20 protein-coding genes and 2 pseudogenes are annotated in these 23,131 nt (G+C 72.5%); 11 read left to right on the top strand and 11 right to left on the bottom strand.

The window, feature by feature from the left end:
- Window positions 1-422 precede the first annotated feature (422 nt).
- The 6 genes and pseudogenes from ACIBK3_RS11445 to ACIBK3_RS11420 form a co-directional block, all read right to left on the bottom strand.
- Window positions 423-658: pseudogene (locus tag ACIBK3_RS11445) on the bottom strand (transposase); the annotation flags it as partial.
- Window positions 659-711: 53 nt separating this feature from the next.
- Window positions 712-1,227: a DinB family protein gene (locus ACIBK3_RS11440; protein ID WP_399364333.1), complete on the bottom strand. Its 516-nt coding sequence runs from the start codon at window positions 1,225-1,227 to the stop codon at window positions 712-714.
- A 630-nt stretch (window positions 1,228-1,857) separates the two neighbouring features.
- Window positions 1,858-2,181, bottom strand: a complete 324-nt coding sequence (locus ACIBK3_RS11435) for a helix-turn-helix domain-containing protein (RefSeq protein WP_399364331.1) — start codon at window positions 2,179-2,181, stop codon at window positions 1,858-1,860.
- Window positions 2,181-2,549 (bottom strand): annotated as a pseudogene (locus ACIBK3_RS11430) (type II toxin-antitoxin system RelE/ParE family toxin). Before ACIBK3_RS11430 ends, ACIBK3_RS11435 begins: the two are co-directional and overlap by 1 nt.
- Before the next feature lie 375 nt (window positions 2,550-2,924).
- Window positions 2,925-3,659, bottom strand: coding sequence for an FAD:protein FMN transferase (locus ACIBK3_RS11425; protein ID WP_399364329.1), 735 nt, complete (start codon window positions 3,657-3,659; stop codon window positions 2,925-2,927).
- A gap of 5 nt (window positions 3,660-3,664) precedes the next feature.
- The gene (locus tag ACIBK3_RS11420) at window positions 3,665-3,898 is read right to left on the bottom strand and encodes an FMN-binding protein (RefSeq protein ID WP_399364327.1); all 234 of its coding nucleotides are present in this window, start codon (window positions 3,896-3,898) and stop codon (window positions 3,665-3,667) included.
- Between ACIBK3_RS11420 and ACIBK3_RS11415 the strand changes: the two genes are divergently transcribed.
- Window positions 3,891-4,037, top strand: coding sequence for a hypothetical protein (locus ACIBK3_RS11415; protein WP_399364325.1), 147 nt, complete (start codon window positions 3,891-3,893; stop codon window positions 4,035-4,037). The genes ACIBK3_RS11420 and ACIBK3_RS11415 overlap by 8 nt on opposite strands.
- Before the next feature lie 108 nt (window positions 4,038-4,145).
- On the opposite strand, the gene ACIBK3_RS11410 is transcribed toward ACIBK3_RS11415, so the two are convergent.
- Window positions 4,146-5,483 (bottom strand): ferric reductase-like transmembrane domain-containing protein, encoded by a 1,338-nt coding sequence (locus tag ACIBK3_RS11410; RefSeq protein ID WP_399364323.1) that lies wholly within the window; start codon window positions 5,481-5,483, stop codon window positions 4,146-4,148.
- A gap of 103 nt (window positions 5,484-5,586) precedes the next feature.
- On the opposite strand from ACIBK3_RS11410, the gene ACIBK3_RS11405 reads away from it, so the two are divergent.
- The 3 genes from ACIBK3_RS11405 to ACIBK3_RS11395 are packed head-to-tail and all read left to right on the top strand — an operon-like array spanning window position 5,587 to window position 8,872.
- Complete coding sequence (locus tag ACIBK3_RS11405) at window positions 5,587-6,354, top strand: response regulator transcription factor (RefSeq protein ID WP_399364321.1); 768 nt, start codon at window positions 5,587-5,589, stop codon at window positions 6,352-6,354.
- Window positions 6,351-7,808: a sensor histidine kinase gene (locus ACIBK3_RS11400; protein WP_399364319.1), complete on the top strand. Its 1,458-nt coding sequence runs from the start codon at window positions 6,351-6,353 to the stop codon at window positions 7,806-7,808. The genes ACIBK3_RS11405 and ACIBK3_RS11400 overlap by 4 nt, the downstream gene beginning before the upstream one ends.
- 53 nt (window positions 7,809-7,861) lie before the next feature.
- The gene (locus ACIBK3_RS11395) at window positions 7,862-8,872 is read left to right on the top strand and encodes an NAD-dependent epimerase/dehydratase family protein (RefSeq protein WP_399364317.1); all 1,011 of its coding nucleotides are present in this window, start codon (window positions 7,862-7,864) and stop codon (window positions 8,870-8,872) included.
- A gap of 204 nt (window positions 8,873-9,076) precedes the next feature.
- Here ACIBK3_RS11395 and ACIBK3_RS11390 read toward each other — a convergent pair whose 3' ends face one another.
- A complete protein-coding gene (locus ACIBK3_RS11390) occupies window positions 9,077-10,189 on the bottom strand; it encodes a sensor histidine kinase (RefSeq protein WP_399364315.1) in 1,113 nt (370 codons plus the stop codon).
- Between the two features lie 2 nt (window positions 10,190-10,191).
- Window positions 10,192-10,896, bottom strand: coding sequence for a response regulator transcription factor (locus ACIBK3_RS11385; protein ID WP_399364313.1), 705 nt, complete (start codon window positions 10,894-10,896; stop codon window positions 10,192-10,194).
- Between the two features lie 103 nt (window positions 10,897-10,999).
- Here ACIBK3_RS11385 and ACIBK3_RS11380 point away from each other — a divergent pair, with 103 nt between their 5' ends.
- From ACIBK3_RS11380 to ACIBK3_RS11370, 3 genes are read left to right on the top strand one after another with little or no spacing between them, the layout of a single operon-like run.
- Window positions 11,000-11,725, top strand: a complete 726-nt coding sequence (locus ACIBK3_RS11380; RefSeq protein WP_399364311.1) for a glycosyltransferase family 2 protein — start codon at window positions 11,000-11,002, stop codon at window positions 11,723-11,725.
- A complete protein-coding gene (locus ACIBK3_RS11375) occupies window positions 11,722-12,333 on the top strand; it encodes a DUF2064 domain-containing protein (protein WP_399364309.1) in 612 nt (203 codons plus the stop codon). Before ACIBK3_RS11380 ends, ACIBK3_RS11375 begins: the two co-directional genes overlap by 4 nt.
- Window positions 12,330-13,130 carry a methyltransferase domain-containing protein gene (locus tag ACIBK3_RS11370; protein WP_399364306.1) on the top strand — a complete coding sequence of 267 codons (801 nt, stop codon included), beginning with the start codon at window positions 12,330-12,332 and terminating at the stop codon, window positions 13,128-13,130. The genes ACIBK3_RS11375 and ACIBK3_RS11370 overlap by 4 nt, the downstream gene beginning before the upstream one ends.
- A gap of 313 nt (window positions 13,131-13,443) precedes the next feature.
- On the opposite strand, the gene ACIBK3_RS11365 is transcribed toward ACIBK3_RS11370, so the two are convergent.
- A complete protein-coding gene (locus tag ACIBK3_RS11365) occupies window positions 13,444-14,697 on the bottom strand; it encodes a molybdopterin-dependent oxidoreductase (protein ID WP_399364304.1) in 1,254 nt (417 codons plus the stop codon).
- Window positions 14,698-14,810: 113 nt separating this feature from the next.
- Between ACIBK3_RS11365 and ACIBK3_RS11360 the strand changes: the two genes are divergently transcribed.
- Window positions 14,811-16,157 carry a hypothetical protein gene (locus ACIBK3_RS11360; protein ID WP_399364302.1) on the top strand — a complete coding sequence of 449 codons (1,347 nt, stop codon included), beginning with the start codon at window positions 14,811-14,813 and terminating at the stop codon, window positions 16,155-16,157.
- A gap of 156 nt (window positions 16,158-16,313) precedes the next feature.
- On the opposite strand, the gene ACIBK3_RS11355 is transcribed toward ACIBK3_RS11360, so the two are convergent.
- Window positions 16,314-17,078 (bottom strand): sugar isomerase domain-containing protein, encoded by a 765-nt coding sequence (locus ACIBK3_RS11355; protein WP_399364300.1) that lies wholly within the window; start codon window positions 17,076-17,078, stop codon window positions 16,314-16,316.
- 119 nt (window positions 17,079-17,197) lie between these two features.
- On the opposite strand from ACIBK3_RS11355, the gene ACIBK3_RS11350 reads away from it, so the two are divergent.
- The 3 genes from ACIBK3_RS11350 (at window position 17,198) to ACIBK3_RS11340 (ending at window position 23,055) form a co-directional block, all read left to right on the top strand.
- Complete coding sequence (locus ACIBK3_RS11350) at window positions 17,198-18,082, top strand: MurR/RpiR family transcriptional regulator (protein ID WP_399364298.1); 885 nt, start codon at window positions 17,198-17,200, stop codon at window positions 18,080-18,082.
- A 111-nt stretch (window positions 18,083-18,193) separates the two neighbouring features.
- Window positions 18,194-22,423: an NEW3 domain-containing protein gene (locus ACIBK3_RS11345; protein WP_399364296.1), complete on the top strand. Its 4,230-nt coding sequence runs from the start codon at window positions 18,194-18,196 to the stop codon at window positions 22,421-22,423.
- Window positions 22,420-23,055 carry a peptidyl-prolyl cis-trans isomerase gene (locus ACIBK3_RS11340; protein WP_399364294.1) on the top strand — a complete coding sequence of 212 codons (636 nt, stop codon included), beginning with the start codon at window positions 22,420-22,422 and terminating at the stop codon, window positions 23,053-23,055. Before ACIBK3_RS11345 ends, ACIBK3_RS11340 begins: the two co-directional genes overlap by 4 nt.
- Window positions 23,056-23,131 lie beyond the last annotated feature (76 nt).

Raw genomic sequence — 23,131 nt, 5'->3', positions numbered from 1 at the left:
GCCACGGTGGTCGTCGACCAGCACTTTCTAAAACTGACGATCACCATTGACACCTGGGTCTCTGATCACTACGGAGATCTCCATGTCGAAGTCCACGTCCACCACCCCGCCGTTTGACCGTGAGACCAAGCGGCACCTGGCGGTCATACGCCACGTCGAGAGGCACCCAAGCACAGCCCCAACGCTACGCACGTCGAAGTGGTCGGGAAGATCATTTATCTGCCTCAGACCTACCACTTCGGCCGCGAGAAGAGCGCCGTGTACCTCAAGCGGTACCACGACGTCACCATCAGCAGATCAGGAGTGTGGCGCATCCTGAACCGCCCGGACATGGGCTGCCTGCCGGCTTCACAGCGCTACAAGCGCCACGACCGCCGGTGGAATCGGTACGAGAAGCAACTGCCCGGCCACCGGGTGCAGATCGACGTGGAATCCACGCTCACCATGGACCAGTCGATGCGGCCTTCCGCGTCGGCGTCGGCCGGGACGGACGCGAAGAGCTTGTCCCACGTGCCGTCCGCCGACCAGCGTCTGTGCCGTTCGTACACGGTCTTCCAGTTCCCAAAGCGCATAGGCAGATCCCGCCGCGCTCCCCGGACTTCGGCAGATGCGGTTTCAGCCGGGTCCACTCCTCGTTCGTAAGATCTCCCCGCAGCATGAACACGCCAACGAACGGATCTCCCGGAAGTCACATGATCCGCCGGACAGCCCCTAGGCGCCGGTCCGCCCGTCGACGAGCTCACGCACGACGTCGAGGTGGCCGTTATGGCGGGACGTCTCCTCAATGAGGTGGAGGATCACCCACCGGAGGTCGACGTGGCGGCCGTCGCTGATGGGACGCTTGGCCGTCGAGTCCAGGTCGTGTTCGGACACCAGGCGACGGTAGTGGGCGCTCTGCGCCTCGTACTCGGCGAGAAGCTGAGGCAACGGAATGTCGACTGCTGTCCGCATCTCAGGGTCGGGATCATCGTCGGTCGCCTCGGTGAGCGGCCCCGCGAGCTCCTCGCCCAGAAACATCACATGGAACCAGTAGTACTCGACCCAACGCAGATGGCTGATCAACCCGCACAACGTCATCAGCGGCGAACTCGGGAGCGGGGCCTTGCAGGCGTCTTCGGCGGACACGCCCGCACACTTGGCGCGCGCGGTATCACGGGCGTAATCGAGGAAGGTAACCAGCTGCGCACGCTCGTCCCACGCAGGAGGCGTGTCGGTTCGTTGAGTCATCGCCAGGAGTTTCCCGCAGCTCGGAACGAGTGTCGACCCAATTGATCGGAAGTACCGTCAAGTGCCGCAGTACCGACCGTGCTCGAGGAGAGCCTGGCAAGATCCGCCGGACAGGCCCTAGTCGCATTGGAGGCTCTTCACAGATGAGGTTCAGTGATGGGTCTCGCGCAGCGCATCCAGGTCTGGGGCCGGGAAGCCGCAGGTCACCGACACAGTGCCCCCCACTCTCCTCAAACTCACCGCATAGGACCCCTAGGGCGGGTGTCGCAGGTCCGAATCCTGCCGGGGGCACGGAGAAGCACCTGGTGAGAGCCTTTCCGGGCGACGGGAGGGCCTTCGCGCGAGCGGCACAGGGCCAGGGTGGGCCAGACCTACGCCTGGCTACCTTCCCGGCAGTACCGCCTCACTGCTCGGCATCCAGCACTTCGAGTGCGGACGGTACGTCGTCGCAGCACGGTCCATTCCGTCGCTCCTTCTCCTGATCTGTCATCGAACCCAGCAGGAAGCGCTCCACCAAGGCTGAAGCCGGTGGTCGAACACAGCCGGGTCAGCGGCGCAACCTCGCTCACCGGTTCGCTGAGCGCACTGACTCAGGTCGACAACGTCCTCGGCGGACCGCGGGGCTCGGTTTCAAGCGGCGTGCGGGGTGAAGGTGACGCGGGAGTCACCCTCGTCGATGGCCAGGTTCAGGGTGCCGTCCAGAGCCTTGGCCAGGCGTCGTAGCAGCGGGAGAGTGGGCACGGTGTCGCCACCCTCCATCCGGGACACCTGAGGCTGCGTCATCCCGGCCCGCTCGGCCAGTTCGGCCTGGGACAGACCGAGCTCGATCCGACGGTCGTAGACCGCCTGGCCAAGGTCGCCAGCCAGCCGTGCGTCGACGTACTCCTGGTCGTATTCCACCGCCTCACCCACAAGCCGCCGTGCCCGGCGCGTCCTCCACGTGCTGTGATTCATCAACTCTCCTTGCGCCGATCGTAGGTGTGCTCGGCCCGGCCGTGCTCGGCCTCGCAGACCTTCTGGGCCTGATGCGCGCGCTCGACTTCCGCCGCCTCACGCATCCTCGTCTTACGGAACACCGTCAACAGGACGATCCGCTGCCCGGGAGCGAGCCAGTACGGGATGCGCACGGCCTCGCCGTCCAGCTCGAAGCGCAGCTCACGCAGCTTGCCGCCCAAGTGACGCGAGTACGGCTCACCAAGCGTCGTCGGCTCGTCCAAGAGACGGTCCGTCTTGTCCTCCACGCGCCGGTAGAGGCGGAACGGAAGTTACTCCAGCCAATCCCGCACCTCGGGTTCGATCTCGATCTCCCACCGCTCCGTCATGCAATCAACGGTATATACCTCAAATTACACAGCGCAAGCCTTCACAGGCTTCCGCGGGTGCGCCTCCGCCCTGGCCGCGCCGCGCGCCCGCGGCTTGGGGCAAGATGTGGCTCCCTGCGGTTGACCCGGAACGGATTTAGCACACATGAGGCTGGGAAACCCTGAGACCAGACAAGCACCACGAGGCATGTTCCCCAGGTCAAGCGCGGTAACGGCGGCATTTCCCCAGGTCCGTCTTGAGGAACGCCCTGCCCGATGGCAGGGGCGTTGCTCGTCGACCTCGCGTCGGCGGCCGTCCCGGCGGCATCATCGGCCTGCGGACGTCCCTCGGAACGTCCCGGCCGTCATGCGGACGTACCTCGGAACACCCGGCCATCATGCGGCAGCCATGCCCTCCCCCGCGACGGGGAAGCCCGCCGTGCGCAGCACCCGGCGCCCGGCGTCCACCGCGAACACCTCGCAGCCCTCCAGCCCGGCCGCCCACTCGACGCCCTCCGTGCCCATCGCGAAGGCGGCCGTGGCCACCGCGTCCGCCTCCGTGAGGGTCGGGGCGACGACGGTCAGGCTGAGCAGTCCGGTCGCCGGGCGACCCGTGCGGCCGTCGATGATGTGGTCGCCCCGCTCGTAGCGGGCGGAGGTGGCGACCGCGCCGTCGGTCAACTCCAGCACGGTGCACAGCCGGTCGGCGTGGTCGGGATGCCGTACGCCCACGCGCCAGGGACCGCCGGCGGCGACCACGTCACCCCCGGCGTTGAGGCAGAAGCGCCGCGCTCCGGCCGCCGCCAGCAGCTCCGCCGCCCGCTGCACCGACCAGCCCTTGACCACCGCGCAGGGGTCGAGGCCGCGGCCGGGCAGCCGTGCGTCGAAGGCGCCGCCGGTGGCGGTGCGGTAGTGCTCGCACAGGCCGAGGATCTCGGTGAGGTCCTCGCCGATGTCCGACAGCTCGCCCCGGTCCAGGCGGGACACCTCGCTGTCCGGCTTGAACGGGCTGAACCGGACGTCGGCCTCGTTCAGCCACGCGAAGACCGCGTCGGCGGCCGACTCGGGGACGCTCTCGTCGTCGATCCGCAGCGAGACCGGGAAGCCCATGACCTGTTCGACGCGGCGCATGACGGTCAGCCCTTCGCGTCGATCGCGGCCTGGAGGGACTCCTTGTAGCCGTCGGTGGTGATCGTCGCGCCGGACACGGTGTCGATGTCCGCGCTCTGGGCCTGAAGGGTCTCCGCTATCAGCTGCGGTACGGCCGCCGTGGTCTGCGGGTGGTTCGGCTGCTGGAGCATCCGCACCGAGCTGATCTCGTCGCCCGCGAAGGTCACCTCCACCTGGACCGGGCCCTTCTCCGTGTTCACCGTCGAACCCGCGACGACGGTGGAAGAGGAGGAGGTTCCCGAAGAACCTGGAGAAGGGGCCGACGAGGACGATGACGGCCTGGAGGGCGCCGCGGGGGTGGCGACCTGGACGGTGGACGTGGCGGCCGACGGTTCGTAGAGCCACACGGGGACCAGGCCCGCGATGCTCAGCACGACGACAGGTATCGCTCGTTTCACGTGTGTACGTCTTTTCTCTCGTGTTCTCTCGTGTTCTCTCTCGTGTCCCTCAACCCGCCAGGCTGAAGCGTTCGAAGTGGGTCTGCGCCTTGGGCACGTTCAGCTCGCGCAGGCTGCCGAGCACCGCGTTCATCATGGGCGGCGGTCCGCACAGGAAGACGTCCCGGTCGGCGATGTCCGGTACCAGGCGCGCCAGTTCGGCCGGGGCCAGCCGGTCGGGGACGGGCGGCCCGGTCACCAGGTGCAGTTCGGCGCCCTTGGCGAGCGCGAGGTCCCGCAGCTCGTCGTAGAGGACCGCGTCCCGGTCGGTGGCGACGCGGTAGATGACGACGGCGTGGCCGTGCAGTTCCTCCAGCAGGGCGCGGATGGGTGTGACGCCGACGCCGCCGGCGATGAGCACGGACTCCGGGCGGGTGCGGTGCAGCGCGGTGAAGGCGCCGTAGGGGCCCTCGGCGAAGACGCGGGTGCCGACCTTCACGTGCCGCAGGGCGGCGCTGCCGTCGCCGGCCGCCTTGGCGGTGAGGCGCAGGGTGCGGCCGTCGGGCGCGGCGGACAGGGAGAAGGGATTGGCCTGCCACCAGCGGTCGGGGGTGAGGAAGCGCCACAGGAAGAACTGGCCGGCCCGGGCGGGCATCCGGTGGAGGTCGCGACCGCTCATGTAGACCGAGACGACGTTGTCGGCCTCGGGGACGACGGCGGTGACGCGCAGCTGGTGGCGCCAGTTCCGCCACAGCGGCAGGACCAGCCGGCCCGCCGCCACCGAGGCGAGGGCGACGCCCCACACCGCGTACCAGTACGTCGTGGCGGCGGACGACGAGGTGAACGTCGTACCGGCCGCGACCTGGTGGGTGAAGGCCAGGACCACGGCGACGTAGGTGTACAGGTGGATGAAGTGCCAGGTCTCGTACGCCAGCCGGCGCCGGGCGTAGCGGGCCGAGACGGCGCCGACGACGAGGATGATGCCGAGCGCGACGACCGCGCGCAGCACACCCTCGACGGTCTCGGCGAGGTCGATGACCTGGTTGACGGGGTCCAGGGCGGACGACTGGGCGTAGCCGAAGGCGATGAAGACGGCGTGGGTGAGCAGCGTGCACAGGATGCCGAAGCCGGTCCAGCGGTGCCAGGAGGTCAGCCGGTCCATGCCGATGCGGCGGTCGAGCCAGGGCAGGCGGGCCACGAGGATCAGCTGGAAGGCCATCAGGAGCGCGCCGTACAGACCGGCGAGCCGGCCGAGCACGATGAGGGTGTTCGAGGCGAATCCGGCCTGGGCGAAGAAGAAGGTCACCACGGCCGCGTTGGCGGCCAGCACGGCGTACAGGCCGGTGCGGGCCACCACCCTGGGTCGTATCGCCGTGGGGGGCGCGGGGGGCGATTGGACGGTCGTCACGGACAGAGCTCCTTGATCCGGGTCCGGGGTGTCGAGCTTCTTCTGCGAGCTTCTCCGGCGGCAGCTGTCGAATTGCTGTCGTACAACTTTCAAGTGGTTATCGATGTGCCCGGGACAGGGAACCCGCTCTGGCTTCGGCTCTCGCGTGCCGCACTATGAACGGGTGGAAAAAGTACGACTCCTCGTCGTGGACGACGACCCGCCGATCGCCGACCTCGTCGCGACGGTCGCCCGCTACGAGGGCTGGGACGCGGTCACCGCGAACTCCGGTGAGGAGGCGCTGAGCCGCGCCGCAGACTTCCATCCGGACATCGTGGTGCTCGACCTGATGCTGCCCGACATCGACGGCTTCGGCGTGCTGGACCGGCTGCGGCGGTCCGGGACGATGGTGCCGGTGGTGTTCCTCACCGCCCGGGACGCCGTCGCCGACCGGGTGGCCGGGCTGACCCGGGGCGGGGACGACTACCTGGTCAAGCCGTTCGCGGTGGAGGAGCTGATGGCCCGGCTGCGGACCGTGCTGCGGCGCAGCGCCGGGCCCGGCTTCCAGCGGTCCGTCCTGCGGGTGGCGGACCTGACGATGGACGAGGACACGCGTGAGGTGCGGCGCGGCGAGCGGCTGCTGACGCTCACGCCGACCGAGTACGAGGTGCTGCGCTACCTGATGCGCAAGTCGCCGACCGTGCTGACCAAGGCGCAGATCCTGGACCATGTGTGGGAGTACGGCTTCGGCGGCCGGTCCAACGTCGTGGAGCTGGTCGTCAGCCGGCTGCGGCGCAAGCTCGACGAGCCCGACGAGGCCGCAGTCGGCGGGGTGTCGCTGATCCACACCGTGCGGGGCTTCGGCTACGCGCTGCGGCCGGCCGCGGAGTGAGCGGGGCCCTTCGGCGGCTGCGCCACACGTACCGCAGGCTGCGCCTGGGCACCCGGCTGGCGCTGGGCCTCGGCGCGCTGTCGCTGGTGGTGTTCGCCGTGGTGGGCTGGTCGCTGACGACCTACATGCGCGACTACCTGGAGAACCAGCTCGGCTACCAGCTGAAGGTCGTCCAGACCGTGCAGGCCAAGGAGGCCGAGGCCAACGGCACGGTGGAGCAGAAGCCGTACTGGGGCTGGTTCAGCGCGGTGTACGACGTGTCGGGCACCTCGGTGAAGCTGCGGCAGCCCGCCGACATCCCGCACGACACCCGCCCGCTCACCGCTCTCGCCGAGACCATGGCGCACTCCGACAAGGAGCTCATGCGCACGGTGACGATCGACGGGGAGGGTGTCTACCGGATCCGGGCCTGCCAGGTCGAGCCCGGAGTGGTCCTGGTCAGTGCCGCGCCCATGGCCGAGATCGAGGACACCATCGACCAGCTGGTCGCGGTGCAGGCGATCGCGTTCGGTGTGGCGCTGCTGGCGCTCGTGGTGTTCGGCCGGAAGATGCTGCGGCGCGGCCTGCGGCCCCTCAGCGACATGGCGCACACCGCTCACGGCATCACCTCGCACGACCTCACCGAGTCGGCGGCCCGGCTGCCGCTGCGCGCCGACGGCCGGGACGGCGGTCCGGAGGTGGAGGAGCTGCGCTCGGCGTTCAACACGATGCTGGAGCACATCGACGACGCTCTCGCGGTCCGCGCGGCGGCCGAGCAGCGGTTGCGCCGCTTCGTCGCGGACGCCTCGCACGAGCTGCGCACGCCCCTGATGTCCGTACGGGGCTACGCGGACCTCTTCCAGTACGCCGCCGCGAACGCCCCCGAGGAACGCGACAGGCACCTGGCCCGGCTGCGCGCCGAGGCGGCCCGGATGGGCGTCCTGCTGGACGACCTGCTGCTGCTCGCCCGCCTGGACGCGGCCGAGGTGGAGACCCCGCTGCGGCCGGTGGAGGCGGACCTGGTGGAGCTGGTCGAGCAGGCGGCCGACGCGTTCCGCGCCGGCCACCCGGACCACCCGCTGACGCTCATGCCGGGCCCCGGTGAGCTGAAGCTGCGCCTGGACCCGCAGCGCATCCGCCAGGTGCTGGACAACCTGCTGACCAACGCGGCCGTGCACACGCCGGCCGGTACGGCGGTGTCCGTCGGGGTCTCGGTCGCCGACGGACGCGCGCTGGTCCGGATCGCGGACGCGGGCCCCGGTATCCCATCCGACGACCGCGAACGGGTCTTCGACCGGTTCTACCGCGTCGACAAGGCCCGCAGCCGGGACCGGGGCGGCAGCGGCCTCGGCCTCGCGGTCGCCGGCTCCCTGGTCCGCGCGCACGGCGGCACGATCGAACTGGCCGACGAGCCCGGCGCGACGGTCTTCACGGTGACGCTCCCGCTGAGCCCGGCGAGTCTTACGAAGCCGTGACGTGCCGGGCGCGGCCCACTCGTCCGGGCCGCTGAGCGCCCTAGCGTGGCGGCATGCGTGTACTGGTCACCGGCGGTGCCGGATTCATCGGGTCCCATGTCGTCGAGGCTCTGGAGGCCGACGGGCACGAAGGCGTCGTGTACGACGTCCGCGCCGACCCGCCCTCGGACGTACGGGACCCCGCCGCGGTCCGCCGCGCGTTGCGGGGCGTGGACGCGGTGTGCCACCAGGCGGCGATGGTCGGCCTCGGCGCCGGCTTCGCGGACGCGGCGGAGTACGTCTCCCGCAACGACCTCGGTACGGCCGTCCTGCTCACCGCGATGGCCGACGCGGGCGTACGACGGCTGGTGCTGGCCGGGTCGATGGTCGTGTACGGCGAGGGCCGCTACGACTGCCCGCGGCACGGAGTGGTCCGCCCCGGCCCGCGTGCCGTGGCCGACCTCGACGCCGGACGCTACGAGCCGACCTGCCCGCGGTGCGGGGCGCAGCTGTCCCCCGGGCTGGTCGCCGAGGACGCCCCGGTCGACCCGCGCAACGTCTACGCCACGACGAAGCTGGCCCAGGAACACCTGGCGGCGGCGTGGGCACGGGCCACGGGCGGCTCGGCGGTGTCGCTGCGCTACCACAACGTGTACGGCCCGGGCATGCCCCGCGACACCCCGTACGCCGGCGTCGCCTCCTTCTTCCGCTCGTCCCTGGCCCGCGGCGAGGCCCCCCGCGTCTACGAGGACGGCCGCCAGCGCCGCGACTTCGTCCACGTGCGGGACGTGGCCGCGGCCAACCTGACGGCGCTGGTGGCCCCGGCCCGCGAAGGCACGCTCACCGCCTACAACACCGGCAGCGGCGAACCCCACACGGTCGGCGAGATGGCCCGGGCCCTGGCCGGCGCGCACGGCGGCCCGGAGCCGGTCGTCACCGGGGAGTACCGCCTGGGCGACGTACGCCACATCACAGCCGACTCGGCCCGGCTGCGGGCGGAACTGGGGTGGAAGGCGCGGGTGGGGTTCGCGGAGGGGATGCGGGAGTTCGCGCGGGCGGGCTTGCGGGGAGCCCAGCCCGCCTGAGACCGGTGGTGCTGCCCGCCTTCATCGAAGCGGCGGTGGGCGGCACCACCTCGAACCGGCAGCCGCCGGGGATGTCGCGCACCGTGGTCCGCCCTGCGAGGCCGAGGCCCGCGCCGGCAGGTGCGGAGCGGGCGGGCGGGCGGGCGGGCGGGCGCACCCTGCCACAGGAGTTCGCGCGAGCGGGACCGTGCGGCGAGCGACCCCTCACGCCCCCGCCGTCGGCAACGTCACCTCGAAGCGGCATCCGCCGGGGATGTTCCGTACCGTGGCCCGGCCCTGGTGGGCCTCGACGATGCCGCGGACGATGGCGAGGCCGAGGCCCGCTCCGGCGGGTGGGGTGCGGGCGTGGGTGCCTCGCCAACCGGTGTCGAAGACGCGGGGGAGGTCCTCCTCGGGGATGCCGCCGCAGCCGTCGGTGACGGACAGGACGACGCCGTCGGGGCGGCGCTCGGCGGCGATCGCGACCGTGCCGTCGGCGGGGGTGCGACGGATGGCGTTCACCAGGAGGTTGCCCAGGACCCGGCTCATCTCCTTGCCGTCCACCTCGACCGGAACCGGCTCGACCCGGTCCCCGACCAGGCGTACGCCGTGCTCGCGCGCCAGCGGGTCGGCGCCCGCGAGCGCGTCGCCGACCAGGTCGTACAGGGAGATTCGGCTCGGGCTCAGCGACAGTGTCCCCGCGTGGATGCGGGAGAGTTCGAAGAGGTCGCCGACCATGCCGTTGAGGCGTTCGACCTCGGTGCGGATCTGCCGGAGGTAGCGGGCGGGGTCGGCGGCGACACCGTCCTCGAGCGCCTCGGACATCGCGCGCAGGCCGGCGAGCGGGGTGCGCAGGTCGTGCGAGATCCAGGCGACGAGTTCGCGCCGGGAGGTCTCCAGGGCACGTTCGCGTTCCCGGGACTCGGCGAGTTTGGCGCTGGTGGCCTCCAACGCACGGCTGAGCGCGGCGAGTTCGGCGGTGGCCGGGCCGTCGGGTGAGGTGAAGTCGCCGCCGTCGCCGAAGGAGCGGGCGGCGAGCGTGAGGGCCCGGCTGCGGGCCACGACCCAGCGGCCCAGCAGCAACGCGGCGGCGAGGGAGACCACGGCGGCCATGGCGACGACCGTCGTGACGACCTTCAGGTCGTGCGCGGACAGGAACATCGCCTGGGCGACCGCCAGGGTGCCCGCGAGCATCGCGGTCACGGCGACCACGGCGACCACGGCGAGGTGGGTGATGACCGATCGGCGCCGGATGAGCAGCAGCACGCCCGCGCCGAGCACCCCGGCCGCGGCGGCGCCGAGGAAGGCGAAGAGGGCGATGAGGAGGTTGGCACTCATGGTCACGCCCCGCCTTCGAAGCGGTAGCCCACGCCCCACACGGTCTGGATGAGTCGCGGGCGCGCCGGGTCGTCCTCGACCTTGCCCCGTAGCCGCCGCACATGGACCGTCACGGTCGACAGGTCGCCGAAGTCCCAGCCCCACACCTCGCGCATCAGGTCCTCGCGGCTGAACACCCGGCCGGGGTGACGCAGGAAGAAGGCGAGGAGGTCGAACTCGCGGATGGTGAGGGCGAGTTCGGTGCCGTCCTTCGCGGCGCGGCGGGAGGCGGGGTCCAGGGTGAGCCCGGCCGCGCGGAGGGTGCCTGAGGGCTGCGAGGGACGCGTGCGGCGCAGGACCGACTCGACGCGCAGGACGAGTTCGCGGGGGCTGAACGGCTTGGTGACGTAGTCGTCGGCGCCGACCTCCAGGCCCAGGATGCGGTCGTCCTCGTCGCCGCGCGCGGTGAGCATGATGACCGGGACCGGCCCGCGGCCACGCATTCGGCGGCACACCTCCAGGCCGTCCATGCCGGGCAGCATGAGGTCGAGGACGACGAGGTCCGGCCAGTGCGCGTCTGCCCGGGCGAGCGCGTCGGGCCCGTCCCCGGCGCGGTCCACGACGTATCCGGCCCGGTCGAGGTACCCGGTGACGACCTCGGCGACGGTCGGGTCGTCGTCCACGACGAGGACCCGCGCTCCGGCCTGTGTGTACGGCTGCTGCTCCATGCCGCCAGCCTCGCACCGTACGCGCGTCGACGCGGCTCCCGGTTCCCGACGTCCGCGTTTCGTAAGGAGCTGGAGTCCGTTATATCCGTTTCACGCTCGTAGGGTGAGAGCCGTGACGACCTCTTCCGATCCCGTCCCGGCCCCCGTGTCCGTGGACGTCGTACTCCCCTGCCTCGACGAGGCCGAGGCGCTGCCCCGGGTGCTGGAGCGGGTACCGCCCGGCTGGCGCGCGCTGGTGGTGGACAACGGCTCCACGGACGGTTCCGCCCGTATCGCCCGAGCCCTCGGCGCGACCGTCGTACGCGAGGAGCGGCGCGGATTCGGCGCCGCCTGCCACGCCGGCCTGACCGCCGCAACGGCCGACATCGTCTGCTTCTGCGACTGCGACGCCTCTCTCGATCCGGCGGACCTGCTGCCGTTCGTACGGGAGATCGTGGCCGGCGAGGCGGACCTCGTGCTCGGCCGGCGCCGCCCGCAGACCCGCGGGGCCTGGCCCGTCCACGCCCGCGCGGGCAACCTCGCTCTGACCCGGCTGCTCCGCCGCCGCACCGGACTTCGGCTGCACGACCTCGGCCCGCTGCGGGCCGCCCGGCGCGAGCCGCTGCTCGCGCTCGGTCTCACGGACCGCCGCAGCGGCTATCCGCTCCAGATGGTGGTGCGCGCCGCCGACGCGGGCTGGCGGATCGCCGAGCACGACGTGCCGTACCGCCCGCGCACCGGCGTCTCCAAGGTGACCGGCACCTGGCGCGGCACCTGGCAGGCGGTGCGCGACATGAGCCGGGTACTGGCCGAGACCGGTCCGGCCGCCGGGCAGGGGGTGCGTGCGTGACCACGCTGCTCGTGATCGCCAAAGAGCCCCGGCCGGGCCGGGTGAAGACCCGGCTGACCCCGCCGTTCACGCCGCACGAGGCGGCGGCTCTCGCCGAGGCGTCCCTCGCGGACACGCTGGACGCGGTGGCTCGGACGCCCGCCGGGCGCCGGGTCCTGGTCCTGGAGGGCGAGCCCGGCCCCTGGCTGCCGCCCGGTTTCGACGTCGTACCGCAGTGCGCGGGCGGCCTCGACGAACGGCTGGCCGCGGCCTTCGCGGGCTGCGCGGGGCCGGCCCTTCTCATCGGCATGGACACCCCCCAGGTCACCCCGGAGCTGCTCCAGGTGGACTTCGCCGACTGCGACGCGTACTTCGGCTCCGCCGAGGACGGCGGCTTCTGGGCGCTGGGCCTGGCCGCACCGGACCCGGCCCTGCTGCGGGGCGTGCCGATGTCGACGTCGCACACGGGCGCAGCCCAGCGTGCGCGGCTCGCGGGGCTGCGGGTGCGGGACCTGCCGCGGCTGCGGGACGTGGACACGGCGTACGACGCGGAGGTGGTCGCCCGCTCCGCGCCGGGCGGCCGGTTCGCCGCCGAGCTGGCCAGGCTCAGCCCGGCCGGGGCCCGATGAGCACGGTACGGATCGGGCGGCAGCGGACCCCCCTCGCCGACGGCGGCGCGCCCGTCGGCGAGAGGGAACCCTGGTCGGCCGACCCCTACGCGGACGCCCTGCGCTCCGGCCGCGGGCCTCTCTTCCTGCGCCGCTCCGACGGCTGGCTGCTTCCGCTGGACGTGGAGCGCTGGTGCGCGGAAGCCGACGCGGCCGACCTGGAGGTGCTGCGGCGCTGCGAGGGCGCGGTGCTCGACGTCGGCTGCGGACCGGGCCGGCTGGTGGCGGCCCTGGGGGCGCGGGGGCGGCGGGTGCTCGGCATCGACGTGAGCGAGGCTGCCGTGGCGCGGACCGGGGAGCTGGGCGGTCCCGCGCTGCGGCGCTCGGTCTTCGAGCCGCTGCCCGGCGAGGGACGGTGGGGCACCGCGCTGCTGATCGACGGCAACGTCGGCATCGGCGGGGACCCGCGCACGCTCCTCGCCCGCATGTCCCAACTCCTTTGCGGTGGCGGCCTGTTGATCGCCGAGACGGTTCCCGGCCTTGACCTCGACGAGCGGGTCCTGGTCCATGTGACCGACGCGCGCGGCGCCACGGGCAACCCGTTCCCCTGGGCGCGGCTCGGCACGCCGGCCCTGCTGCGGCTGGCGCGCCGCGCGGGCTGGCGTGCCGTCGATCAGTGGGCGGTCGGCGGGCGTTCCTTCGTCTCCCTGCGCAGCCGCAGCACGAACAGCACGGCGGAACCGCCGAACAGCGCGGCCGTCAGCAGCAGCCAGCGGGTCAGGAAGCCGTCCGGCGACAGACCGGTGGCCGAGGCGTAACGCCCGGCCACCTGGCCGCTGATCAGCGGGAACCACACCAGCAGGAGCAGCAGGGACAGGGCGGCGGGCACCCGGACGTACGCGACACGGTCCCGGTGCCGGCCGGCCCCCCTCACCAGAACGCGGTCGAGCGCGGCGTACACCGGCAGCAGCACCAGGTCGTGCAGGAGCGCCGCCCCCACGAACCACAGCGCGACCCCGAACCAGTCCTCGGCGAACAGCCGGATGCCGGCGTAGGCGGCGAGGGCGAACGAACAGGCCAGCAGCAGGAGTTGGAGCGGACTTCCGACCGGGAGGAGCCTGGGCCGCTGCATCACAGTTCTCCGAACGTCATCCGGGCCACCCACTTGGTGTTGAGCACGCCGGGAGCCGCGGGCACGATGACCCGCGCCGGGTGGCCGTGGTCGGGGGTCAGGTCCTCGCCGTTGACGTACAGGGCGAGCAGGGAGCGCGGGTCGGCGACCTGGTTGGCGCGCAGGGCGGCCCGCCGGAAGGCGCCGTGGCGTTGCAGCGACTCGACGAGGACGTCGGGCGGGTCGTCGTACCCGACGAGGGCGGCCAGGTCCCGCAGCCGCACCCCGCGCCACCACTGGTCGGAGGTCGACCAGCCCTCGACGCAGGCGATGGGCAAGGCCGAACTGTGCAGGGGGAGTTGAAGGAGTTCGGCGCGGCTGAGCCGGACGGTTCCGGTACGGCCGGCGACGACCAGCCGCCACGCCTCCTCGCTCGTCTCGGCCGCGTGGATTCCCGCGTAGGCGGCCGTCTTGTTGATCTGGAAGCCGCCTGGCCCGGTGGCGGGTTCGGCGCCGCCGTGGGGTGCGAGGAGGGCGGTCCGGCGCAGTGGGTCGAAGCTCTGCCCGGCCGTGGTGACGAGGAGCAGGAGCGAACCGCCGCCGACGAGCCCGAGGGCGCCGCGGCGGGACACGGTGGGTGCGGCGGGGTCCGGGGACACCAACTCGCCGTGCTCGGCGCGCAGTTGACGCGCATTACGTACGGCTGCCGGTGTCTTCAGCACGGCGTGCGCGACGAAGGCGGCGAAGAACACCCAGGCGCCGTAGAAGTGCAAAGGGTAGAAGGAGCCGGGGAAGACGTAGTCCAGCTGGACGTTGAGCACACCGGTCACGAACTCGAACAGCGCGCCGCCGACCAGGAGCAGCAGCGAGACCCGCTCCAGCGCGTGGGCGAGCGAGCGTGCGGGCGGCAGCGTGAACAGCTTCGGCACCACCGACCACAGCTTGGCCAGCAGGACCGGGATCAGCGTGATCCCGAGGGTGACGTGGACGCCCTGGGTGAGCCGGTACAGCCAGTGCGGATCGGTCGGCCAGGAGAAGAGGTAGAAGCCGAGGAGTCCCTTGTCGGGGGTCTTGTCGTTCACCGGCGACAGGTCCGGGTTGTAGGCGGCGTACGACAGCAGCCCGGTCAGGAACAGCACGGTGATCCCGCCGAGCAGGACGAGTCCGAGCACCGAGGTGAGCCAGGGGCCGCGCAACGGGCTGCGCCAGAACGCGGGCGAGAACGGGGTGCGCGGCAAGGGGCGCGAACGCGCCGGGGAGTCAGGGCGGGCCATGCCCCGACGGTAGGCCCGTGCCACCCCCTCAGCGGGCTCGCGAACCATGACGAAACTCTGACGTCCGCGCCTGTCAGCCGTCCGGAGGAGACCCGGCGGCCTAGCGTTCCGGCGTGACCCGCGATCTGAGACATGACCTGTACCGCGATCTGAGACACGACCTCTACGCGGCCCTCGCCGCCACGCTGCTCGTCGTCACCGCCGTTCTGGTCGGAAGCGCGATCCAGCACCGCGACGGCAGCCTCCGCGTCGGCTGGCCGCCCTTGCTGGCGGTCTGGGATCCCCATGTCGGCCCCGGCACCCCTGCCGCGCTCGCCGTCGCGGCCGCAGTGGTCGCGTACGGTCCCGCCCTGGCTGTCCGGTTGCCCTGGCGTGCGCTGCTCCTCACCACCTGGGCGGCCGGCCTGGCCTGGACGTGGTCCCTCGCCCTGGTCGACGGCTGGCAACGGGGCGTCGCCGCACGGCTGACCACCCGGAACGAGTACCTCCAGGTGATCGACCGCTTCCACGACATCCCGGCCACGCTGGCGGACTTCACCCACCACATCCTGCTCGAGACACCCGGCAACTGGCCCGCCCATGTCGCCGGCCATCCCCCGGCGGCCACCGTCACCTTCGTCCTCCTGGACCGGGTCGGACTGGGCGGCGGGGGCTGGGCCGGCACCTGGTGCATCACCGTCGGCACGACGGCGGCCGTGGCGGTCCTGGTGGCCGTGCGGACCCTCGCCGACGAGTCACTGGCCCGCCGTGCCGCCCCGTTCCTGGTGCTGGGCCCGGCGGCCGTGTGGGTGGGCACCTCCGCGGACGGCTACTTCACGGCGGTCGCGGCCTGGGCGGTCGCCTTCCTGGCCCTGGCGGTGACGGGCCACCGCCCCGCCTGGACGGGCCTCGCCTCGGGTCTCCTGTTCGGCCTGACCGTCTACCTCTCGTACGGCCTGACGCTCTTCGTCGTCATCGCCGGCGCCGTCCTCCTCCTGGGCCGCCACCGGGTCCGCCCCCTCCCCTTCGTGCTGGCCGGATTCCTGGTCGTCCCGGTGGCGTTCACGGCGGCCGGCTTCGACTGGTGGGAGGCGTACCGGCTGTTGGTCCGCCGCTACTACCAGGGAGCGGGCGGGGTCCGGCCGTACGGCTACTGGGTGTGGGCGAACCTGGCGTGCACGGTGCTGATCGTGGGCCCCGCGACGGTGGCGGGCCTCAGACGCACGGCGACGACGCCGCGCGCCGGCAGACGCCTGGGCCGCCCCGAGGTCCGCCTCGCCCTCCTCGTCCTCGCCGCTCTCCTCGCCCTCCTCGCCGCCGACCTCTCCGGCATGAGCAAGGCCGAGACGGAACGCATCTGGCTCCCGTTCGCGATGTGGCTGCTGCCGGCGTGCGCGTGGCTGAGGGGGGCGCGGGGGTGGCTGGCGGCGCAGGGGGTGCTGGCGCTGCTGATCAACCATCTGCTGATGACTTGGTGGTGACGGACCGTCAACCAGGCGCTTGTCGCTGACGCGGAAGTGACGGTGCGTCAACCAGGCCATTGTCGCTGAGCGGCAGTGACGGTCCGCCAACCAGCCGGTCCGTCAACCAGCCCCCCGACAGCGAGGCCCAGGGCCTGCCGGCGACCCGGAAGCGGCTCAGCTCGCCGGGCGTCGAATACGCCCCGCGTACTTCTTCTCCAGCTCCAGGTTGCCCTCGAAGCCGCCGGGGACGTTGGCCGAGACATACACGGGAGGCCGTTCCCCGGTGGCGAGGAGCTGGCCGGATGCCTCGGCGACCGTCATCTGGACGAGCATCACGCCGGTGAGGGTGGACAGGGCGCACACCGCGCCGCCGCCGGGGAGTTCGAGGAGGGCGTCGCCGCGCGGGGCCGCGTTGTCGAGGACGACGTCGGCGAGGTCGGCGAGCTTCCTGCCGCTCACGTGGCCGGCGGGGACGGCCCGGGTGTGGGTGAGGGAGGTGATGGCGAGCAGGCGGTGACCCCGTTCCTTCACCCGCAGGGCCATCTCGACGATCACGCTGTTGACGCCGGAGTTGGAGATGACGACGAAGAGGTCCTGGGGGTGCGGGTCGGCGAGGTCGTAGAGCCGTTCCGCCACACCCGCCCGGCGTTCGAGGAGCGGGTCGTCGAGGACGCTCGGGTCGTCGCCGCCGTACAGGACGAGGTCGGCGATGCTCAGCCGGTTGGTGGGGACCAGGCCGCCCGCCCGGCCGGCGAGTTCGAGGACGATCGCCTGGGAGTGACCGGTGCCGAAGGCGTGGACGACGCCGTCCGCGCGGACGCAGTCGGCGATCAGTTCGGCGGCGCGGGCCACGTCCTCGCGGGCGGATTCGGTGAGGTGCTGGAGGACGGCCAGGCTCTCGTGCGCGAACCCCTGGGCGCTGACGGACTCGTCGGACACGCGACACTCCCCTTCTGATGGATTGAACCACCCTATACATCTCCAACGGTGAATCAACCAATCACGAGCGGTCCTGGTATTCAATCCGACCCTTGACCGGTGGCTGATACATTCTTCACATGCCCTCGACGGACGTCACCACCCTGATCCGTACCGAGCTGCCCCGGCTGGCGGGCTCGCTGCGGAAGGTCGGCGAGCTGATCCTGGAGGATCCGGCCGCCGTCACCCACTGCTCGGCCGCCGAGCTCGGCCGCCGCACCGGCACCTCCCAGGCGACGGTGACCCGCTTCTGCCGCGCCATCGGCCTCGACTCCTACCAGCACCTGCTGATCGAGCTGGCCCAGGAGCGCGGACGCGGAGAGGCCACCGACTGGGGCACCGCGGAGATCGGGCCGGACATCTCGCCCGACGACAGCCTCGAACGGGTCGTGCAGGTCGTCGGCACCGCGGATCTGCGGGCCATCCAGCAGACCATCGACCGGATCGACCTCGACGCCACCGAGCGGGCGGCCCAGGCCCTGGCCCGCGCCCGGCGCATCGACGTGTACGGGGTCGGCGGCAGCGGCGCGGTGACCCAGGAGACGGAGACGCGGCTGTTCCGCATCGGCTGCTCGGTCCGCGGCTGGACCGAGGTGCACGCGGCGGCCACCTCCGCGGCCCTGCTCACCCCGGCGGACGTGGCCATCGGCATCTCCCACTCCGGGGCGACCCGGGAGACCCTCGAACCGTTCGAGATGGCCAAGGAGCGCGGCGCCACCACCATCGCCCTCACCACGGACCCGCGCTCACCCCTCGCCCGGGCCGCCGACATCCGGCTCATCCCGTCCTCCGCGGAGACCAGCTTCCGCGCCGAGGCGATCAGCAGCCGGCACTCGGTCCTGATGCTCGTCGACTGCCTGTACGTCCGGGTCGCCCAGCTCACGTACCAGCGCGCGAGCGCCTCGCTTGCGCTGACCGACCACATCACCCCGCAGCACGCGGTGAAGGGCCGGCGCGCACGCTGAGTCCGGGCCGATCATGCATGGATGAACCACCGGGGAAACCAACCTATGGTTGTTTGAACCATCCCCTCGGTGCCACGATGGGGCTCAGCCGAGCATCCTCGTAGGAGCCTCATGCGCGTGTCCCGTGTCGACTCGACCGAGCTCTTCGCCGGAACCACCGAGCAACCGCGCCAGGTGGTGGCCGTCGAGCTGAGCCACACCCCCGGCCGGACCGTCCGCCTCACCGTCGAGGGCTCCGGCGTGCACGGCACCCTGGAAGCGACGGTGGCCGAGGACGGCACCCTGCGCGCCGAGATACCGGTGACCGCCGATCTGCCCGTCGGCGAGCGGCGCGAGATCACGGTCACCGCCGCCGACGGGGACCAACTGGCCCGCCACACCGGCGAGTTCACCGCCGCCGAGCCCGGCTGGACCATGTTCATGGTCAGCCACTTCCACTACGACCCCGTCTGGTGGAACACCCAGGCCGCCTACACCGAGACCTGGGACGTCGTCGACGACCCGGCCGCCACCGGCCTGCCCGCCCGCCCCTTCGGCTACCGCGGCGACTCCGGCATGAGCCTGGTGCGGGCCCACACCGATCTGGCCCGGCGCGACCCCGAGTACACCTTCGTGCTCGCCGAGGTCGACTACCTCAAGCCCTACTGGGACGCCTTCCCGGAGGAACGCGCCTTCCTGCGGGAACTGATCCGCACCGGACGCGTCGAGGTCATGGGCGGCACGTACAACGAGCCGAACACCAACCTCACCGGCGCCGAGGCGACCGTACGCAACGCGCTGTACGGCGACGGGTTCCAGCGCGGGATCATGGGGGCGTCCCCGCAGACCGCCTGGCAACTGGACGCGTTCGGGCACGATCCGCAGTTCCCCGCCCTGATGGCGGACGCGGGGGTCACCTCCAGTTCGTGGGCGCGTGGCCCGTACCACCAGTGGGGGCCGACGATGTCCGTGTTCGGGGAGGAGCCGAGGGACCCCGGGCGGATGCAGTTCCCGGCCGAGTTCGAGTGGATCGCCCCCTCGGGGCGCGGGCTGCTGACCGCTTACATGGTCAACCACTACGCCGCCGGCTGGGTGATCGACAGCGCCCCCGCACTGCCGGAGGCGGAGGCCGCCGCCCTCAAGCTGTTCAAGGGGCTGAAGAAGGTCGCGCTCACCCGGAACGTGCTGCTGCCGGTCGGCGGGGACTACGCGCCGCCGTGCCGCTGGGTGATGGACATCCACCGCGACTGGAACGAGCGGTACGTGTGGCCGCGGTTCGTCAGCGCGGTCCCCCGGGACTTCTTCGCCGCCGTCCGCGCGCAGCTCGACGAGGAGGGTCGCCGGGCCTCGCCGCAGACCCGGGACATGAACCCGGTCTACACCGGCAAGGACGTCTCCTACATCGACACCAAGCAGGCCCAGCGGTACGGCGAGGCCCTGCTCGCCGACGCGGAGGCCTGGGCGACGCTCGCCTCGCTGGTCACCGGCCACCCCTATCCCGACGCGGCCCTCGACAAGGCCTGGCGGCAACTCGTCTACGGCGCCCACCACGACGCCGTCACCGGCTCCGAGTCCGACCAGGTCTACATCGACCTGATGACCGGCTGGCGGGAGCTGTACGACCTCGCGGAGACCGTGCACGACGACGCCACCCGCGCCCTCGCCGACCGGGTCGCCCCGGGCAGCGGTCCCGACCTCGTCGTCTTCAACTCCGCGACCTGGCGGCGACGGGACGTGCTTGACGTCGAGGACCCCGGGCTGGTCCCCCTGGACGACTCCTTCCGGCCGCTGCCCGCCGTCCGCGAGGACGACGGCCGGCTCCGGGTCGTCGTCCCGGACGTCCCGGGCATGGGCCTCAAGGCGCTCCCGCTCGCGGCCGGTTCGGTACCGGAGTGGAAGCCCGGCGAGGGCACGGCCATCCGCAACGAGTTCTACGAGGTGACGGTCGACCCCGCACGCGGCGGCGCCGTCAGCGGCCTGCGCGCCCTCACCGAAGGGGACGGCGGCCGGGAGCTGCTGCGCCCCGGCGACATCGGCAACGAACTCGTCGTCCAGGAGGAGTACCCGAGTCATCCGCGCTTCGGCGAGGGCCCCTGGCACCTCACGCCGACCGGCACGACCGCCGCCCGCAGCCGGGACGTGAGAGCCGAGGTCGAGGTCGAGCACTCCCCCGCCGGATCCCGGATCACCGTCCGCGCCGACCTCGGGCTCTTCCGGTACACCCAGCGGCTGACCCTGTGGACGGGCGTCGACCGCCTCGACCTCACCACCACCCTCGACGGCTACGACGGCGCCGACCGGCTGATCCGGGTCCGCTGGCCGTCCGACGTGCGGGGCGGGCTGCCGGTGCACGAGGTGGCGGACGCGGTCATCGGGCGCGGGTTCGGGTTCGTGGAGGTGGACAGCGAGCGGTTCCCGTGGACGCTGGACAATCCGGCCAACACCTGGTTCGCGCTGGGCTGCACGGCCCGGGTCGCGGTCCAGGACGACTCCGGCGCGCTCCTCGGGCACCGGGCCGTCGGGGTCGCGGAGCTGGTGTACGCCGACTGGGACACGGCCGGTGAGCTGGGCACCCCGCTCGCTGCGGCCCTCGTCCGCGCCGGGGTCACCGCGACCTCGACCATCGCGGGCGGCCCCCGCTACGGCGACCTGGAGGTCGACTCCAACCTGCCCGACATCCGGATCGCCGTCGGCGGCCCCGAGCGCAACCCCGTGGTCGCCGAGGCCCTCGGCTGGGACCCGGCCGCCGGGCGGGAACTGCGACGGCAACTGGCCGAGCGTCAGGTGGCGGCCGTGTGGGTGGCGCCACGGGCCTCGCTGCGGGAGGAATGGGTGCCGGGCGCCGATCTGCGGGACCTGGAACGGCTGCCGCTGCTGGTGGTCGCGGGTGCCCCGGACGACGCGAAGGCGGTCGACGCGATCGTCGCCGACCTGGACGACTTCACCGTCGCGGCCACCGCGGCGGGCGGCGGCGAGGCGCTGCCGCCCGGCGACGCCTGGGACGGACGCGGCTTCGCCGTCCTCAACCGGGGCACACCCGGCTGTGTGGTCACCGCCTCCGGCGACCTCTACATGTCCCTGATGCGCTCCTGCACCGGCTGGCCCTCCGGCATCTGGATCGACCCGCCCCGCCGCACCGCCCCCGACGGCTCCGCCTTCCAGCTCCAGCGCTGGTCCCACACCTTCGAGTACGCGGTCGTGGCCGGCGAGGGCGACTGGCGGGAGCTCCGACTGCCCGCGCGGGGGCACGAGTTCAACCATCCGCTCACCGCCCGGCTGCGGGAGGCGGACGCCGTCGCGCGGTTGCCGCGGAGTGTGTCCCTGCTGACGCTGGAGCCGGCCCGCGAGGTCCTCCTGGACGCCTTCAAGCCGGCCGGCTCCCCGCTCGCCCGGGGCAGCGTGGCCCCCGTCAGGCCGGGGCGCGGGGTCGTCGTACGGATGCACGAGGTGAACGGGCGGCCGGTGCGGGCACGCGTACAGGGGCCGTCGGGCTGGACGGACGGCGCCCGGGCGGACGTACTGGAGCGGCCCGGGGAACCGCTGACGCCGGACGGGGCGGGCGAGCTGGACGTCGGCCTGACCGGGTTCGAGGTGGCGACGGTCCTGGCCACGCCCACGGCGGACGCCGAACCCTCCCCCGGCCCCGCCGTCGCCTCCATCGAGCCCGCCCAGCCCGTCCACACCCGCTACTGGCTGCACAACTCCGGGCCCGCTCCGCGCGGCAACATGCCCGTGGCCGTATACGTTTCGCCCCCCGTGCTGACCGCCTCGGGCCCCGTCACCGCGACCGTGCGGGTGAGTTCCGAGCTGACCGGCGCGTCCGCGCGGGGCGCGGTGGCCTTCGAGGTGCCGCCCGGCTGGTCCGCCGAGCCGGCCGAACTGCCGTGCGCGCTGGGCCCCGGCGGGTTCACCCTGGCCGAGGTCACGGTGACCCCGCCGCCGGACGCGGAGCCCGGCCGGCACTGGCTGGCGGCCCGGCTGTCGTACGGCGGGCAGACGTACGAGGACGTCGTGGCGCTGGACGTGCCCGACGGGCACAAAGGGCCGACGCTGGTGGCCCGGCTGGGGGTCGAGCGGGTCACCGTACGGCGGGGCGAGCGGGCGCGGGTCCCGGTGCGCGTGCGCAACGCCACCCGGGGACCGGTGAGCGGGCAGTTGTGGGCCGTGTCGGCGTGGGGCACCTGGGCGGGGGTCGGGCCCGGCTGCCAGGGGTTCAGGGTGGCCGGCGGGCAGGAGCTGGAGTGCGCGATCGAGGTGGACGGTTCGGCGGTGCCACCGGGGGCGTACTGGCTGATGGCGAAGGCCGCCTGGCACGGGTCGGTCGCCTATACGGAGGCGGTCGTCCTGGAGGTGACGCCTTGAACTCCCCATCGGAGCACGCAGCCCTGGTGGACGGTCAGGCGGTCGGGAGGGAACGGGTGGACGCGCTGCTGAAGGCCGTTCCGGCCCGCGACGGTCAGACCCGTCCCGAGGCCCTCGCCCGGGCCGAACGGCAGCGGCGGCGCTGGGCGACCCAGGTCGTGGTCACCGACGAACTCGCCCGCCGGGCCTGCGCGGACCGGGGGCTCACACCGCCGGCCGAGGTGGCGCCGAGCCTGGTGCTCGCGGTGGCCGAGACGGACGTCGCCGACCTGGGCAGCATCGTCGCGGCGGCGCTCGCGCACTCCCCGGCCGCCCGGGTGCTGCTGTCCGAGCTGGAGGCCGAGCAGCTCGTGCCCGAGGCGGCCGTACGGGACTACTACGACCGCAACCGGGACCGCTTCCTCACCCGGGTGGCACTGCGACGCGGCGTCGATCCCTTCGGCACGGCGGCGGACGCGGACTTCGTGCCGTACGAGGAGGCACGCGAGCAGGTCGCGCGGGAGCTGCGGCGGGCGGCGGGGCGGCGGGCCTTCTTCGACTGGTTGGACCAGGCCCGCACCGGCGTGGTCTACGCGCACGGACACGAGCACCCGGGCGATCCCTCGCACCCGGATCACGAGCACCGGCACTGAACCTTCCAATGAGCCGCCCTGATCAGGGCGTTGATCGCGGACGGAACCGAAAAGCAACACGGCAACCCATTGACCC

The organism is Streptomyces sp. NPDC050287, from assembly GCF_044459385.1.
GTDB lineage: Bacteria > Actinomycetota > Actinomycetes > Streptomycetales > Streptomycetaceae > Streptomyces.
The sequence above is the reverse complement of the archived record's forward strand: the minus strand, read 5'-3'. Positions and strand labels throughout refer to the sequence as shown.